Source organism: Candidatus Lernaella stagnicola (genome assembly GCA_030765525.1).
Taxonomy (GTDB): Bacteria; Lernaellota; Lernaellaia; order Lernaellales; family Lernaellaceae; genus Lernaella; species Lernaella stagnicola.
Genome location: JAVCCK010000035.1, coordinates 18,865 through 34,710 on the forward strand (window position 1 = coordinate 18,865; position 15,846 = coordinate 34,710).

Genomic DNA, 15,846 nt, shown 5'->3' on the forward strand with positions numbered 1-15,846 from the left:
CGATTGCTCCTCGGCGACAAACTTGATAGATACTAGAAATCGTAACTTTGAGTTGACAGGATAAGATGTGGGCATTTACCATCAGCGCTGTGCGGGAAAATCTAGTAAAATAAAAGAGTTCGATAGATAGAGATAGTGGTGTGACGACTTCTCGTTCCTTTAAGGAGGCGACGATGGCGGGTGAAACTCTGGATCTTCGCAGGGTCATTAACTCAGTGGCCACAGCATCGGAGCCGAGCAAGCAAGCAGAGATTCTCAACAATGCCTTGTCTCAAATCTCGATTCGTCAGGCGACTGATTACTGGTTGGATATATCCCGACGCGCCGTCGACGACTTAAGCTTTGCCAAGGCGTTTCTGGTTTTTCTAGATTTGCCGTTACTTGAAAAGGCGTTCGGCAAAAAAGCGATTTCCCAGCTCCACTTCACGCTGCGTGCTTCGGATAAGTATAAAGAACTTCTGAAGGTGCATGAGCAGATCGAGCAACTTGACGCAAAACTCGTAAGAACGCTTAAAGCCAAAGCAGCGATGATGCTGCAACTCATTTTTCTGGTTCGCGGTCAGGCGAAGGAAGAGGGCTTACCGGAGATGCGAATTACGGCACCGCAATTGGTGCTTCGCATTCTGGAAAGTCCGACCTTGCCCGAAAGAAAGATGCGTTTCGACCTCAACGATTACGGGCGGGCGTATTGGAACATGCTGATCGAACAGTTGAAGGAAGCCGATTTCCAAACCCGTGATGAAGTCGTTTACGAAATGCTGCTGACCGAGTCGCTCATCGATCAATACCAAAAAGGAACCATTCTGACCTCATCGGGCGCGGGCGGCGCGGGCGAAGCGCGTCTCTCGGACGCGGTGATGGTGCGCATGGGCACCAACATCATCAAACGCCTGAATCTGTTGCTGCGCACCACGCAGATGTATCAAAGCGCCGACCACCCGTCAGTTTCGGCCGCATTGCAGGCGATGTTGGGCACGATCGAAGACGCGATGCAGGGCCGCGACGGCCTTACCTTAAGCCGCGTCGGCGGCGATATTTTGATCGAAGACGTGAAAATCAAGCGCAAGGAAAAATTCATACTGGATTTCACGCAAGCCTTGGAAGAACGCAACGTCAACTCGCTAACGCTTAAACTCGGTATTTCGTTGGAAGAAGTGCGGGCGTTGCTCATGGTGTTTGCGCAAACCGACGCGCAAATCAAGAAAGCCGGCGGCGTCAAGCGCATCCTGGAAAGCAAGGGCGTCGGCCACGTCATCGTCGACCAGTTTACGTACGGCATTTTGGGTGAAGACGAGGAAGAGGAAGCCGAAAACATCGCGTCCGAAGAAAAGATGTTGGTAAACGTCGTGTTCGGCAAGGTGCTCGACAAACTGGCCGAAGGCAGCATTCAGCAACTCAGCCCGACCGAACTGGGCGCGATGATCAAGAATTTGATTTCCGCAGCGCTGCGACAAGACAAGGGCGTCAAGCGCACACTGGCGCAAATGATTATGGCTTTGGATCCGAAACTGGCCGAAGTGGCAGTGTTTTCCAAGGAAGGCGTGCGCGACGAAATCAACTGGTCTTCGGCCCGCAAGATGATCGACCATTTGGTCAACATTCTTGGCAAGGGGGCGGCCGAGACCCGCATCAACACCGTCTCCGATTTGGAGAAAATGGCCGAGCTGGCGATTAGTCGCAACAAAGAAACGAGTTTGATGCAGATCGTCGACTGCCTGGTTGAGCGTTTGCGCAAAGGCGAACGCGAAATTGAGGTGATCACTCGTTTGTTTGAGGCGTTGGCGATGATTTCGCGCTTTATGGTGCTCAGTAAGAAATACCCGCCGGTGATCAAAGTGCTGCGCTCGGTCAACAACATGGTCAACTACTACGAAAACCTGCCGGCCGAAAAGCGCGATGATTTCGCCAGAGCGGTCAGCGAATTAAGCGCCACGATGAAAACGGCGATCTCCACCGAGGAGGTCGTGCAGGCGTTAATTCGCGAATTGGACGGCGACAGCATGTCCGTCGTCGACAACGCGATGAAGATTCTCGAAACCCTAGCCACCGAGTCGGTCGTGGAAGGGTTGCTGGACGCTTTCACGCATCCATCTCGCAGCTTGCGCAACCGCGCCTTCCAGATTCTGACCGCCATGGGCGAGAAGAGCCTGCTGGTTTGCGCGATGAAACTCAAGAAGCTGGGCGAGATTGAAGAGTTTGCGCGCGACACCAACGGGAAGCTTACGGACGACGGCTTTTTCGTGGCGCGTAACGCGATGGACCTGATCGCGAAAATCGGCAGCAAGCGCGATGTCGATTTGATCCGCCGCATCTCCGACGACAACGACGGAAGACTGCGCGCCGAATCCGTCACGGTCATGACCCGCTTGGACGAGAACGAAGGGCGGATGTTGTCCAAAATGCGATTGGGCGACAGCGACAAACGGGTTCGTGAAGCTGCGGTCACTGTGATTGGTCAGTTGGGCGGCCCCGACGATGTGCCGGCGCTCATCGACCTGTTTTATGCCGAGCCCGACCTCCGCGCGCAGATCGTCAAGACACTGGGTCGGGTCGGCGACACTCACGCCGAGCAAGTACTCATTGGCGCGGCGAGCATTCGGTACGGCGGCAATCTGGGAAAAATCTACCGCGACGACAACAGCCTGCGCCTGGCTGCGCTCAAGGCCCTGTCCACCGTCGGAACGGAGACGGCACGGGCCGCTCTGCGGAAATTTGTGTTGTTCAACAGCAATCCACTCCTGCGGATCATGTTCGTTCCGTGGCGCTATCGTTCCGAAAACAAACAAATGCTCCAGCACGCACGGGATTCCATCCAGAAAATAGAGCGGCAGATAACAAAGAAAGCGGAGGATGAAGCGGCATGACCCGACTACGATGCGGAGCGTTGATCGTCGTTTTGCTTCTTGTGTTCGCGTGGTCCGCCTTAGCCGCGGACACGGATGCGTTGCTCGCTCAAGGCGAGGCCGCGTGGCTCCAACGCTCGGCCTCGGATGAGAACGTACGCCGGGCCATTGAGTTCTTTACCAAGGCGGGCGAGGCCGGTAGCGCGGAGGGGTACTACAAAGCGGCGCGCGGCTACTATTTTCTCGGTCGATTCACAGAAGGCAAGCAGCGCAAGGATGTGTTTCTGAAAGGCGCGACAGCCGCGAAACGTGGGTGGGAGATCGACCTCAATAGCGTCGGCAGCCATTACTGGTACGTAGCCAACCTCGCAAAGAGCCTTCAGGACAAGGGTGTCGTCGCAAAAATGAAACGCAAGAATGAAATCCTCCAGCATTTGAAAACCTGCCGAAAACTTGACGCGTCGTTCTATTATGGCGGCCCCGATCGTATCTTGGGGATGCTGGCCTACAAAAGTCCGGTGGGTTCGAATGAGGAAGCGATTAAGCGGTTGCGGGTTAGTTTAAAGCTCGCGCCGAACTATTCGCTAACCCTCGTAAGCCTGGGCGAGGTGCTGGTTGCTGAGAAACAATACGAGGAAGCGCGCGGTGTTTTGTTGCGCGTGTTGGCGCTGTCACCCGAACCGGGATTCGAGCGCGAGTTGGCGGCGGATAAAAAGCTGGCGAAAGGGCTTCTCGAAAAGATTCCCAATCCTTAAACTTTCAATATCATGATAGCGAACTACTGGCGGCGCGTTTTAGATTCCATTCTCGGCGTGTTGGTGCACGGCGTGTTGTGGTCCGTAATACGGCCGGTTATCGGCTGGCTGGGTTGGATCGCGCTGGCCGTGGCGCTCGGCTTGGCGACGGCCGCGTACGGCTGGTTCGCCGCCCGATTCCCGCGCACGGCCCGCGTGGCAGTCGCCCTCTACGCCTTGGTCGTCGGAATCATGGCTTTCGGGCAATGGGGATTCGCCGCGTTGCATTCGCCGTGGTGGGCGGTTCTCGGTGCGTTGGGTGTCGGATGGCTGGGCCTTCTGGCGCTGACGAGACACGATGTCGCGGCAACATTGGTCTCGTCGCTTGCGATGGCCGCTCTCGGTTTATGGGCGGCGAGGGCGGCGGAAACTTCCTTGGCGGCCGCGACGGCGGTCCTCGTACCCTCGGTGTTGGTGTGGCTTGCAGCGGGTTTTGCCCAACGCTTGCGGACGGTCGGCGCGCTGTTGTTCACCATCTTCTTGACGGTTTGGTTTTCCACGGCGGTAAACCACGTGTTCTTGCGCGGGCCGGATTACGACATCGAGCACTTGATCAATCGCGACGGCGTTACGCCGATACTCATTTGGCGGAACCGGCCGGCGTATTTGCGCGGCACGATCGGCACCGACGTGCGGTGGACGATGACGACCTTGGCCGACCGATTGGTATTCGGCGGCGACAATGGCGTGCATTTGCTTGAACCTTCCCGGCTAAGGGAAATACCCGTTGGCGCCGCGGGTGACAATCTTGCCGTCGACCCTGAACGGCGGCGCGCCTACCTGATCAATCGCGAGGGCACGGTTTTCGTCTTGGCGAACGAAGCGATGGCGATCACCGCGCAGGCGCAGTTGCCGGGTGAGGGCGGCACCGCCCGGGTGGCGGCCGAAGGTGTGTACGCCGCCACGCGAAGCGGACACGTCGCGTTCCTCGATCGGTACAACGCCAAGATTATCGATCAATGGGACGTGGGGCCGTGGCCGGATATCATTCCGGACGGACGCGGCGGGCTGTTCGTCGCCGCGGCGAATGGGGCGGTGCGTTTGTTACACACCAAAAACGACATAACCGGCACGCTGCCGTTTTGGGGCGTGCGGCATCATTTGGCGTTCGACAAAGAGGGAAGAAGGCTGTTCGCGACCAGCATTCTCGACACTCGGTTGCGCATCTTCGAAGCCGCGAATCTGCAAGACGCGAAAACGGTTGATATAGGCTTAGGCGGCTCTGCCGTGCATTGGGATGAACAGACGGGCAGTGTCGTTGTCGGGCGGTATTTCGCCGGGGAGTTGGTGGTTGTTGACGGTGACGGCGAGCGTGAAATCGGCCGTCTGCGGGTCGGGCGCCGTCTTACCTCGGTGGCCGCCAATGGACCCGGCCGGGTACTAGTCACGTCGGCGGGCGGCGTGTTCGTGATCGACCTCGCCGAAGCTTTTCCCGAACTGCGGGCGGCGTCCCAGGACGCGTCATAAAAAAGGCGGATCACGTAAACGTGACCCGTCGATTCTTTCAAGAAAATGGAAAAATACGGCGGAAGGGCGGACCAACCAGGTGCAACCTTTTGTTATGCAGGATATAGATGGGAGGGTCGGACTGAATAGGGCTTGGTAGGACGCATCCCTTCCACCGGTTTTATGTGGCGCGCTCCGCGCGATGGAGAATCGCGGATGTAGGACAACGAAGCGCGCCGTTTCCATCAAACCGCATCGGCGCTGCGCCGACACGATTTTTTTACTATATGAGAAAGAACTTACGCGATTATTTCGATTCGACGCCGTACAACTCGCACAACGTCGCCAATGATTTCTCGATATTGATCACGGCCTGATCGGGAGTCGTGTTCAAACGCTCTTCCACGTCAGGGGTGAGAAACTGATCTTGTATGCGTCCCAAAAGGGCATGCCCGGCCGGCGACAATTCGAGAATGACCTCACGCCGATTGTTCGGATTTTGCCGCCGGAGCATAAGCCCCTTTTTCACCAAGTTGTCGGCCAACCACGCTGCGGTGGAACTGGGCAGTAGCTGGTGTTTTTGGACACTGACCAAGCTGCAGCCGGGATTGACTTCCACTTGTAGAAGAAATTTCACTTCGCGCAGGCTGATCCCCGTGAGCCTCTTGACCTCGCGGGTTAGCTTTCTCTGTGCGAAATAGACGGCATCCAGATACTGCCGCACCTTGCCGAAGCGCAAGTAGTTTTGGAACGCTTGCTTTTTGATGTGGTCATCCGTAGTTGTCATCGTCCCCTCGTTCTTTCGACGATGTCCAGTCTCATGTTCGCCGAGATGGAACCTTTCAAACTTGGACATTCCTATTATGGAGATTCCGATCAGGCAGTCAAGTAAAAAATGACCCTCCCACACAAAAAAATACCGGGAAGTATGCCTTACCCTTACAACAAATGACGGACGATGGCAAGAGATTATCTTGTAAAAACAGTTGCGAAGGACGTTTTGAACCCCAAACTGGGGATCAGCAACCTCCAGCTCAGGTGAAGCCTCTTGGGGCTGCGGTAACCGGGCTCGAACCGGATTTGCCGCCTTTAGCGACGAAACCGCTGATTTTTTTCTGGGTTTGAGCCGACTCGCACTGCGGGCAAGGGGGAGTGCCGCTATCGCTTAGTCGGCGCAGCTTTTCGAACACGTGCCCACAATCATCGCACTGGAACTCATACATCGGCATCGGCGGTATCCTGTTCTTTTTCGCCAGTTACCTGGTTTTCTTGTGTTTGTTTCTTTTTTTGGTCTCCACCCGGGAGATCACAGGCGTTACGCACTCATGTCGAGATCCCCAGCCGGGGCAATATCCACCATTGCAGCGCGAAATACGCCCCAATGAGTAGCAAGAAGAAAAAGAGATCGTTCATCGTTGTGTATCCCCTAGGGCGTCAATGTTTTTAATGATGGTCGCAATTCTGCAAGCATGTCAACAAGGTCGAGAGTTCGTCGATGGCCAGCGAATAATAGCTATGGCCGTTTCGGCGGTCGGATTTCACGAGGCCCGAAAGGCGTAGGATCTTCAACTGCTGGCTCACGATCGCACTACCCACCTCGAGGTGTTGCGCGATATCGCCGACGCACATTTCATCTTCGTTTAGCAAGGACACGATGCGCAGCCGAACCGGATGCCCCAACGCTTTCAATGTTTCTGAACGTCGTTGTGCTGTTTCAAAGCTAATCACAATAACTCCCTAATTTTGAGCAACCGCCTATAGCAACAAGACTATATATCTATATCGTGTTATAAGTCAAGCGTTTTGTTTGATTAAACTACGGTTTTCGCCCACCGGCCTCGGCCGAACCACCAAGCCAACGCGACGCATTTCAAGACTGACGATCCGCTGATCGCCCACCACACGCCGGCAACGCCGAGATTCGTATGAAACGCCAGGACATACGCGACCGGATAACGCATCAGGGTTAGGGGAAGCTGAACGATCATCGGTGGCACGGTGTTGCCGGCCCCGGCAAAGCTGCCTTCCAGAACAATTTCCACGCCCATGAAGGGCTGGCTCAACGCGAGAATTGTCAGGTAGAGGGCCGCGGCCGATATCACGTTTCCGTCGCGGGAAAACACGGAGCCGAGCTGATCCGGGAACAAATAAAACACCAAACCGACCGCTGCGGTAAACGAGGCGACAATCCCCGCTGAGGTCCAGGCGGCCTTGGCGGCGCGTCGTGGTTGACCGGCACCGAGATTTTGCCCAACCAGGGTGCTGGCGGCGATCGAGAAGCCAAGGGCCGAGAGAAACGACATGCCTTCGTAAATGTGGCCGATTCGGAGCGCCGCGATATTGGGCGTGCCGAACGCCGAAGTGATGCGCGTCAGTGCGATATACACACCGGAAAAAAGAGAGCCGGTAAGCGCTTTGGGCGCGCCGATGCGCACGGTTGTCAGGATGTCGTTCACGTCCAACCCGAGTCGACCGTGCGTGCGTAGGCGGATGTGGCTGCGGGATGAAGTAAGGCGTCGAAACGCGAGCAGTATCCACAGCCCGCGGGCGATGATCGTGGCCCACGACGCCCCTGCGATACCCAATTCCGGAAAACCCGCCAGACCGAAAATCAGCAACGGGTCCAACACGGCGTTCAGCAATAAGCTCAGTAGCATGATCAGAAAGGGCGTTCGCGTATCACCGGACGCCGCGAAAATCGAGTTGAACATGAAGGCCAACGCGATCAGCGGCATGCCCATAATCAAGGGTGTCAGGTAGGCCAACCCTTGCTCGGTCACGCCCGGCGGTGTGTGCATCCACTGAAATAGGTAAGGAGCCGCGACATACAGCACGCCGCCCATGATCGCCGCCCACACGGTGGCGTAAATTACGCCGCGTAACGCCGTGCGGTCGGCCTCTTCCTCATTGTTTTCCCCGATGCGGCGCGCGATCTTGGCGCCGATACCGACGCTGGCCAGTTGCGAAAACGCGAAGGTCATCCAGAGGACGAAAGCGCCCGTGCTGATACCGCCGAGGGCATCGGGGCCGATCCGCCCCACGAAATACGTATCGATGTAATTGTAGAAGCCCTGCAGCAGCATCATCGATGCCGCGGGCCAGGCCAATCGAAAGATCGCGGGCAGCAGCGGCCCGCTGGTGGCGTTCGCGTTGCGGGGCATGGCATGAATATATACACAATCAAGCCGTTTGGGGACACGCCATCGGTACCGCGGCGGGACTTTTACCTACGCCGACGGCTCGCGACTTGACGAGGTTAGGACCGACCCCCATACTCGCGTCTTCTTGTTGGAGTACCCTCAATGCGCGATTTTTTCGTCCGTGTCGTGACCTCGCGTCCGCTTCTCTGGATTGGCGTCCTGGCTGTCGTGACGCTTGTCTTGGCGCCCTTTGTGCGCGATGTGCCCTTCGTTTTCGAAATCACGGAAATGTTCACGACCGACGACCCGGCCGTGGAGCCAACCGACCGCTTCCGCGAGCTTTTTGGCCGGGATGACAACATCGTCGTCGTGGCTTGGGCCGATCCGCAACTACTGACGCCCGAAGGCATGCGGCGCGTCGAGCGCTTGAGCAAAGCCATCGAAGAATTCCCCGGCACCGAAAACGTGATGTCGCTCACCACGGCCAAGGAGATTCGCGGTACGGAAGATGGCTTCGGCTTGGTGCCCCTGGTGGACATGAAGCGTCCGGAGAGCGTCGATTTCGACGCCCTGCGCAAGCACCTGACGACGGATCCGCTGTGGAGCCGCATCTTGATTTCTCTGTCGGGCGACGTGACGCAACTGGTCATCAGCCTGGAACACGAAATCAACAGCGACGACGGAAGAAAAGCCTTTTTCACCCGGCTGGACGACGCGCTGGAAAAAGAGGGCGGCGACTACCACATCGGCGGCGTGCCGGTCATCCGTTCCGGTTTCGTCCAGTATATGCAGCACGATCTCCGCGTCTTCATTCCGTGGACCATCGTGTTGTGCGGCTTCTTGACGTTCTTGCTCTACCGGCACGTTCGGCCCGTCGCCTTGATGTTCGTGGTGATCGCGCTGACCGTCATCTGGACCTTCGGCCTGATGGGCTTGTTCGGCGGCAGCATCAACATCATTACAATCGCCTTGCCGACCTTGCTGATGGTGATGGGCACCGCGTACGGAGTACATTTCACCGGTCGCTACATCGAGGAACTCGCCCTCGGGCGCGATCGCGACGCCGCCGTCAAAAGCACCGTCCGGCATATGTTGCTCGCCATCTTCATGACGAGCGTCACCACGGCCGTGGGTTTCCTTTCGCTGCTGGTGATGCGGGTGCGCCTGGTGCGGATGTTCGGCATCTACAGCGCCGTGGGCATGGCGGTCGCCTTTATCGTGACGATCCTTTTCCTGACCGCGATTTTGCTCAAGCTCAAACCCCTTTCGGGGCGGGCGGTCGACCGTTTCGGCGATGACATTTTCCGCCGTTACCTGCTATGGAACGACCGCTTCGTGCGCCGGCACAAAATCTTGGTAGCGGCGGTATCGCTGGGTTTGGCGGCGGTCTCGATCGTCGGTATCACGATGATCCACGTCGACGCAAAGCTGATGATCGAGATGAATCCGAAATCGAAGGAGTACATCGCCAACACCTTCTTGGAGCAGAATCTGTCCGGAGTTCTCAACCTCAATTTGCTGGTCGAGGCCGAACCCGACGCGTTCTTGCGGCCCGATATGCTGCGCCGACTCGATCGTGTCACGCAGAAGCTTCGCGGTCGGCAACTGGATAACGGCGAACCGGCGGTCGATCACGCGATATCCTTCAGCGAACTGATCAAGCTGATGCACATGGCCATGAACGGCGGCGACCCGGCGTATCGCAAAATCCCCGAATTTTCCGAAGCCGAAGGCGGCGAGGAGCGGGCGCGGCGGCTCATCAAACAGTACATGTTGTTGTATGGCGAACCTGATGATTTTTCAGGTTTGGTAACCACGGACTATCACGCGGCGCGTGTTGTCTATCGCCTGAAGGATCGCGGTTTCCGCACCTTCGGCCCGCTGCAAAAAGAACTGCTCGACTACGCGCGAGGCGAGTTCGGCGACGACGCCCGTGTCGAGGTCGTCGGTGAAACGGTGATGGCCGGGCATATCGTGAACCGGCTCGTGCGCGACATGACGCGCAGTCTGGTGCTGGCGGCCTTCGTGATCGTCATCGTGTTTTTCCTCATCTTTCGTTCGCTGCGCCTCGGCGGATTGGCGATGATTCCGAACTTGCTGCCCTTGTTATTGACGATGGCGACACTCGGCTTCTTCGGCATCACGCTGCGCACGAGCATCGTGATCGTGTTTTCCATTGCGCTGGGTATTGCCGTTGACGACACAATTCACTTCCTGGCGCGCCTGCGTTCCGAAAGACGCGCGGGCAAGCCGCTGGAAGAAGCCATCACTGCGACTTTCCTGGGCACCGGCCGATCGATTATGTTCACCAGCCTCATTTTGTGTGCGGGATTTGCGCTCTTGTACTTCAGCCAATTCATGCCGGCGAAGAATTTCGGGTGGCTTTCGGCGCTGACGATGGTGACGGCGTTAATCGGCGACCTTTTCTTGTTGCCGGCCCTGCTTCACATCTTCAAGCCGAAGATTATCTAGCGATCGTGCTTGCCGCGAGCTGTCCTAACGACAAGCGCACAAAAACGATTTCTTCATAAAGTTTGCGCTCGCCGTGCTCGTAGAGCAGGCCGAACTCCGTGTCCGACAAAAGGGCCAGGTCCGAATAGGCCGACGGCCCCAGATGAATCCAACGACCACCCGGCCACGTGGAACCGCCGTCTTGGCTAAGACGCAGGGTCATGGCGGCACGCTTACGCGCGGCGGGATTGGCGAACACCAGTAGTTGCCGATCCGGCTCCCGCGGGTCGGGCACCGCCAGCAGCGAGGCCTGACATACCGGCTCGATCAAGGCCGGATCGTCTTCCGGCGTCGTCCACGTCATGCCGCCGTCATCGCTGAACGATACGGCTCGCCGACCGGTATCGCGGTAGTGGCGCATGTTGATCATCAACCGGCCGTCGTCCAACTCCGCGAGGGTGCTTTCGTTGGTGTAGCCGCCGGGAACGGTGCCGCCGCGCTGCCAGGTATCACCGCCGTCGTCGGAATAAATCACGTGCGAAAACCAATCAGCGTGGTCCGGGCCGAGGGAGTGATCGCAGGCGAGAATCATGCGCCCGGAACGCATTTGAATGCCGTGCCCCGGGCCGGTCGCATACCAGCGCCAATCCGGAGCCTTGGCGGCCTCGCTGATGTTTTCGAGCGCCGACCACGTTGCGCCATCGTCGAAGCTGCGGGTGACCCACACTTCGCGCGGCGCGCGGCCGTTATGAATCGCCACTTCATTGAAGGGCAGGTCGTGCGAAGTCAGCAACAGGATAATGGCGCCTGTGGCGCGATCGACGATCGGCGCCGGGTCGCCGATCTTGTGCAGGCCGCGGTCGGCCACCAGTTGCAGCGGTTCCCAGGTGCGCCCGTCGTCGAAACTTCGGCGCAGCACGAGATCGATATTGCCCGTATCGCCGACACCCCAGCGCCGCGCTTCGGCAAACGCGAGCACCGTGCCCTCGAGCGTCACGGCCAACGCCGGAATGCGGAAAACGCTGTAGCCTCCGTCCCAACGTGAGAACACCGGGACCTGCTCGGGCTCGTCGGGCAAACGCTTGACGTCACCTTCCAGCCAGAATTCCTCCAGGCCGATTCGTCCGCCATCAGGCGTAAAGCCCACGCTACCGGGGGAATCGCCGGCCGGCATGTCGTACACCACTTGGCCGTCGATCAAAAAGCGCCAGCGCTCGCCGTCGCCGGTCATGGCGAACACGAAGGACTCACGCACCGGCGCGACGACGTCGCCCAGGTCGAGTTCGTCGTTCGGAAACAGTGGACCCACGAGCGACATGCGGCCGGGCGGCTCACGAAAGACCAAGCGATTAAGACCGCCGAAGACAAACGCCGGGCTGCCGACTGCGAGCGGGTCGAAAATCAGGCGCGCTTCGATGTGGAAGGTGTTTTGTTGCGGCAACGCCTCGCCGTGCAGAAAGGCGTGGCGACCGGAGCCCTCGACATAGGTATCTTCCTGCGTCCATGCCGCGCCCTCGGCGCGTACGGCGACCGCTCGCCCGTCCTTGATGAAGTAAACGCGTTCCGGCTCGCCCGCGTCGTCGTCCCAGGTATCGTTGTCGTCGTCGCCATCGGTGTCGACGAAATCGTCCGAGTCGTCGCCATCATCGCAACCGGCGGCATAGGCCAACAGCAGCACCGCGATCAGTAAAAACCATGGAACGCGGCTTACTCGACGCATCAAGCGATCTCGGTCTACCTAGAATGTCTTGTCGACAAACTTGTGGTAGCTCGCCAGCCAATACGCGACCAGGTAATCCGCGCCGGGATTCACGAACGCGGGATCGTCGTTGCCGCATTCCTGGAATTCCCACGCGTTGCGCTGCCACAGAAAGTCGGTCGTGCACTGTTCCTGTACTGTGAAAGCTTCGGCGCACTGTCGTTCGACATTGCCGATCAAGTCGGCGAGGAACGGGTATTCATCCATCAAGTCGGCGAGGAACACCGATACCGGGTCGAGCTCGCACGTGCGCTCGGGCAGGTGGTAGCGAACGTTGGGCGCGTCGCGGAAATCGGTCAGATCCTCGATAAGCTGCGCGAGATTTTCGTCGTCTTTGCTCGGCACGTAGTCGCCCTGACTCATGTGTACGCCGTTGAACCAGGCGTTGTGTTGTAGGCGCACGTGGTTGTGCAGTTGGTCTTCGAAAAGTTTGACCATGAACTGGTAGTCGTCGTCGCTCATGTAGGCGCGGCCCAGGCGCAAGATGCCGTACCAGTTCGTGTGGCCGAGGTTGAGGCCGTAGTGTTGGCTGTAGCGGTTCATCCAACCCAGGCTCGCCAGTTGCAGCACGAGTCGGTTGCCGTTGAGCAGCCAGCTTTGCAGTTCTGCCTTAATGGTTTCGTCGCCGGTGATGTGATAGCCGACCAGCAGCCACGCCAACCGGAAGGGCGGCATGACGTTCGGCGCTGCGTCGGTCGGGGCGCCTTCTTCGTCGAGAATCATCCAGTTTTGATCCATCAACGTGTGCAGCACTTCGACCATGTCCTCGCGGATCATCTGCCGCGTCGGCTCGTCGTCGACGAGGTCGTAGGTCATGCACAGGCCGAAGAACCAGCCGGTGTATTGGTCGCGGCTGGTTTCGCCCCACCAGAAGTCACCGGCGTAGTCGCCGCTTTCGACATGGTGGCAGCGGCCCTGGGCATCGCACCACTCGTCGCCCTGGTAGGTTTTGTCGTAATCCTGACTGCCCCAATAGCGGGAAATGAAGCCGGTAACGCCGTTGACGTGCAGGTAGCCGTGCAACGCTTCGGCGCTACGAATGGCGTTGGCCTTCGCCTGCGCGTCGCCGGTGACGTAGTACCTCATCGCTTGGCTGGCCAGGTAGGTGCCGGTCCAAATCGTGCTGTCGCCCCAACCGCCGTGGTGGTCGATTTCGGTGCGCGTGCCGTCGGTGAAGGCCGTCTCGACCGTGCCGCCCTTGTCGGGTTGGTGCCAAAGCCGATGCCAAACATCGTAGTCGCCCGCCTTAAGACGCATCGTCCCGGCGTCGGGATTTTCGTCGTAGTCTTGGGCTTCGTTCGGATTTTGAGGCCAAGCGGCTAGGAAGTCATCGGCGGGCGGCGCCGTGTCGTCATCGTCATCGTCGGTAGCGGTATCGTCATCGGTAGACGTATCGTCGTCGGTCGAGGTGTCGTCATCCGTTGATGTGTCGTCATCATCGTTGTCATCGTCGTTGTCATCATCATCGTCGTCATCGCCGGGTGCGCCGGTGTCGTTGTCATTGTTGTCATCATCATCGTCATCGTCGTCGTCGCAGGCCAGTGCGGGTAGGATCAGCAGGGCCAGTACCAGACAAATCAAAAAGCGGACCAAGTGTTTCGACATAAGCCGACTCCTTTCATTTTACTGGCGAAGTGTAGCAAATTGCGGGAATCGGATCACCCGTGAAATGCGCGGTTACAGATCTTTGTCGATGAACTTGTGGTAGGCGGCGGCCCAGTACGCCACGAGGTAGTCAACGCCGGGATACACGCGCTGGGGACGGTCGCGCCCGCATTCGTAGATTTGGAAAGGATTCCGCTGCCATAGGAAATCGGTGGAACATTGCTCGGGCACGGGAAAGGCGTATTTCGCTTGGTATTCCGGCTCGCCCATGATGTCGCCGAGGAAAGGGAAGGCTTCGACCAAATCGGTCATCCATACGGAAAGGATATCGAGTTCGTAGGTCGCCGGATCTCGGTCGGGCAGGAAGTACTGGAAGTTCGGCGCGTCGCGGAAATCCTCCAGGTCGCCGACCATCTGCATCGCGAAGGGGTCTTCCGGTGAGATCGGCTCCCAATCACCAACGGCCATGTACACCGTCGTGAACCAGGCGTTGTGGCTCAGGCGGGCGAACGAGTGCTCCACATCACTGAAAAACGCCCGGAACCATTGGTAATCCTCATCGCTGAAATACACTCGCGCCAGGCGAAGCAGCGTGTACCAGTTCATGTGGCCCAGGTTGTTGCCGTAGTACTGAAGGTAGCGATTCAGGAAGTTGACGCCGATGATCCGCAACGTCAGGCGGAAATCGTTTCGCAGCCGTTCTTTCAACTCGGCCGCGATGCGTTGATCGCCGCTGACGTGGTAGCCGATCGTCAACCACACGAGTTGCTGGCTGGGCAGTACGTTGGGTGCGGCGTCGGTCGGGCGGCCGTCGGGGTCCTTGATAAGCCAATGATTATCCATCAGTTCGTGCAGGACCCTCACCACGGTGGTCGCGAGCCGGTCGCGCAGGTCTTCGTCGTCGAGCAGGTCAAAGGCGTAGCTCATGGCGAAAAGCCAACCGGTGTACTGGTCGCGGCTTGTGCCGCCCCACCAAAAGTCGCCCGCATAGGGTCCAGACTCGATGTGGTAGCACCGCTCCTGCTCCGGCAAGTCGCACCACTGGTCACCTTCGTAAATCCAATTCACATGGCCGGGGTGCGTCGCCTCTTGCGGCCCGTAGTAGCGGGCGATCAACCCCGGCACGTCCGTGATATCGGCTTGGTCTAGCAGCGTTTCGACGGCCCGGGTCGCTTGCTGTTTGGCTTCGCTTTCGGCGGTAACGTGATAGCGCATCATCTGGCTGACGGCATAGGTCGAGGTCCAAATGCAGCTGTCGGCCCAGTGGTGGTAGGCGTCCACCGTGCTTCGCGTTTCGTCGGTGAAGTAGGCGGTGAGGGTTCCGCCGTATTCCGGCGCGTGCCATTGGTCGTACCAGTCGTCATAGGCGACAGCCTTCGCGCGGAGCGGTCCGGCGGGCGGTGATTCGTCGTAGTCCGGCGTCTCGATATTGCTTTGCGGCCACGGCGCGAGGTAGTCGTCGGGCAGCGGAGATGTGTCATCGTCATCGATTGTGTCATCATCGGTGTCGTTATCGTCGTTGTTATCGTCGTCATCGATGGCGTCATCGTCACATTCGGCGTCGGTGTCATCGTCGATGTCACTAATTTCGTCGATGGCGGTGGGCGCGCCGTCGTCGTCATCGCAGCCGGCGAGGACACCGCAGGTTGCGCAGAAAATCGCCAAAACCAGCATGATCAAAGCGCGTCGCATGGTGGATTGTCTCCTATCGTCCGGGAAATCCTAACAAAGTTCGATCGACTAAGCACGCGTGGGGTCCTCGGCCCACCGGACCACGAAGCGGGATGCTGGCATTGCTTTGAATTGTC

Annotated in this window: 10 protein-coding genes; 4 read left to right on the forward strand and 6 right to left on the reverse strand. The window is 58.3% G+C overall.

Annotation, left to right across the window (positions count from 1 at the left end; all coding sequences use genetic code 11):
- The first annotated feature begins 173 nt into the window (after positions 1 to 173).
- From P9L99_16340 to P9L99_16350, 3 genes are read left to right on the forward strand one after another with little or no spacing between them, the layout of a single operon-like run.
- Positions 174 to 2,864 (forward strand): HEAT repeat domain-containing protein, encoded by a 2,691-nt coding sequence (locus P9L99_16340; protein MDP8224930.1) that lies wholly within the window; start codon positions 174 to 176, stop codon positions 2,862 to 2,864.
- Positions 2,861 to 3,598 carry a hypothetical protein gene (locus P9L99_16345; GenBank protein ID MDP8224931.1) on the forward strand — a complete coding sequence of 246 codons (738 nt, stop codon included), beginning with the start codon at positions 2,861 to 2,863 and terminating at the stop codon, positions 3,596 to 3,598. The genes P9L99_16340 and P9L99_16345 overlap by 4 nt, the downstream gene beginning before the upstream one ends.
- A gap of 12 nt (positions 3,599 to 3,610) precedes the next feature.
- Positions 3,611 to 5,104, forward strand: a complete 1,494-nt coding sequence (locus P9L99_16350; protein MDP8224932.1) for a hypothetical protein — start codon at positions 3,611 to 3,613, stop codon at positions 5,102 to 5,104.
- Between the two features lie 286 nt (positions 5,105 to 5,390).
- Here P9L99_16350 and P9L99_16355 read toward each other — a convergent pair whose 3' ends face one another.
- The 3 genes from P9L99_16355 to P9L99_16365 all read right to left on the reverse strand — a co-directional run bounded on the left by P9L99_16355 (position 5,391) and on the right by P9L99_16365 (position 8,244).
- Positions 5,391 to 5,870 carry a MarR family transcriptional regulator gene (locus tag P9L99_16355; GenBank protein MDP8224933.1) on the reverse strand — a complete coding sequence of 160 codons (480 nt, stop codon included), beginning with the start codon at positions 5,868 to 5,870 and terminating at the stop codon, positions 5,391 to 5,393.
- Positions 5,871 to 6,526: 656 nt separating this feature from the next.
- Positions 6,527 to 6,811: a metalloregulator ArsR/SmtB family transcription factor gene (locus P9L99_16360; GenBank protein ID MDP8224934.1), complete on the reverse strand. Its 285-nt coding sequence runs from the start codon at positions 6,809 to 6,811 to the stop codon at positions 6,527 to 6,529.
- An 83-nt stretch (positions 6,812 to 6,894) separates the two neighbouring features.
- A complete protein-coding gene (locus tag P9L99_16365; GenBank protein MDP8224935.1) occupies positions 6,895 to 8,244 on the reverse strand; it encodes an MATE family efflux transporter in 1,350 nt (449 codons plus the stop codon).
- A 141-nt stretch (positions 8,245 to 8,385) separates the two neighbouring features.
- On the opposite strand from P9L99_16365, the gene P9L99_16370 reads away from it, so the two are divergent.
- On the forward strand, positions 8,386 to 10,695 hold the full coding sequence (locus P9L99_16370; GenBank protein ID MDP8224936.1) for an MMPL family transporter: 2,310 nt from the start codon (positions 8,386 to 8,388) through the stop codon (positions 10,693 to 10,695).
- Here the strand turns inward: P9L99_16370 and P9L99_16375 are convergent.
- The 3 genes from P9L99_16375 to P9L99_16385 form a co-directional block, all read right to left on the reverse strand.
- Positions 10,688 to 12,394, reverse strand: a complete 1,707-nt coding sequence (locus tag P9L99_16375) for a sialidase family protein (GenBank protein ID MDP8224937.1) — start codon at positions 12,392 to 12,394, stop codon at positions 10,688 to 10,690. The two genes, P9L99_16370 and P9L99_16375, sit on opposite strands and share 8 nt — an antisense overlap.
- Before the next feature lie 18 nt (positions 12,395 to 12,412).
- On the reverse strand, positions 12,413 to 14,038 hold the full coding sequence (locus P9L99_16380; GenBank protein MDP8224938.1) for a hypothetical protein: 1,626 nt from the start codon (positions 14,036 to 14,038) through the stop codon (positions 12,413 to 12,415).
- A 72-nt stretch (positions 14,039 to 14,110) separates the two neighbouring features.
- Positions 14,111 to 15,730 carry a hypothetical protein gene (locus P9L99_16385; GenBank protein MDP8224939.1) on the reverse strand — a complete coding sequence of 540 codons (1,620 nt, stop codon included), beginning with the start codon at positions 15,728 to 15,730 and terminating at the stop codon, positions 14,111 to 14,113.
- Between the last annotated feature and the right edge of the window lie 116 nt (positions 15,731 to 15,846).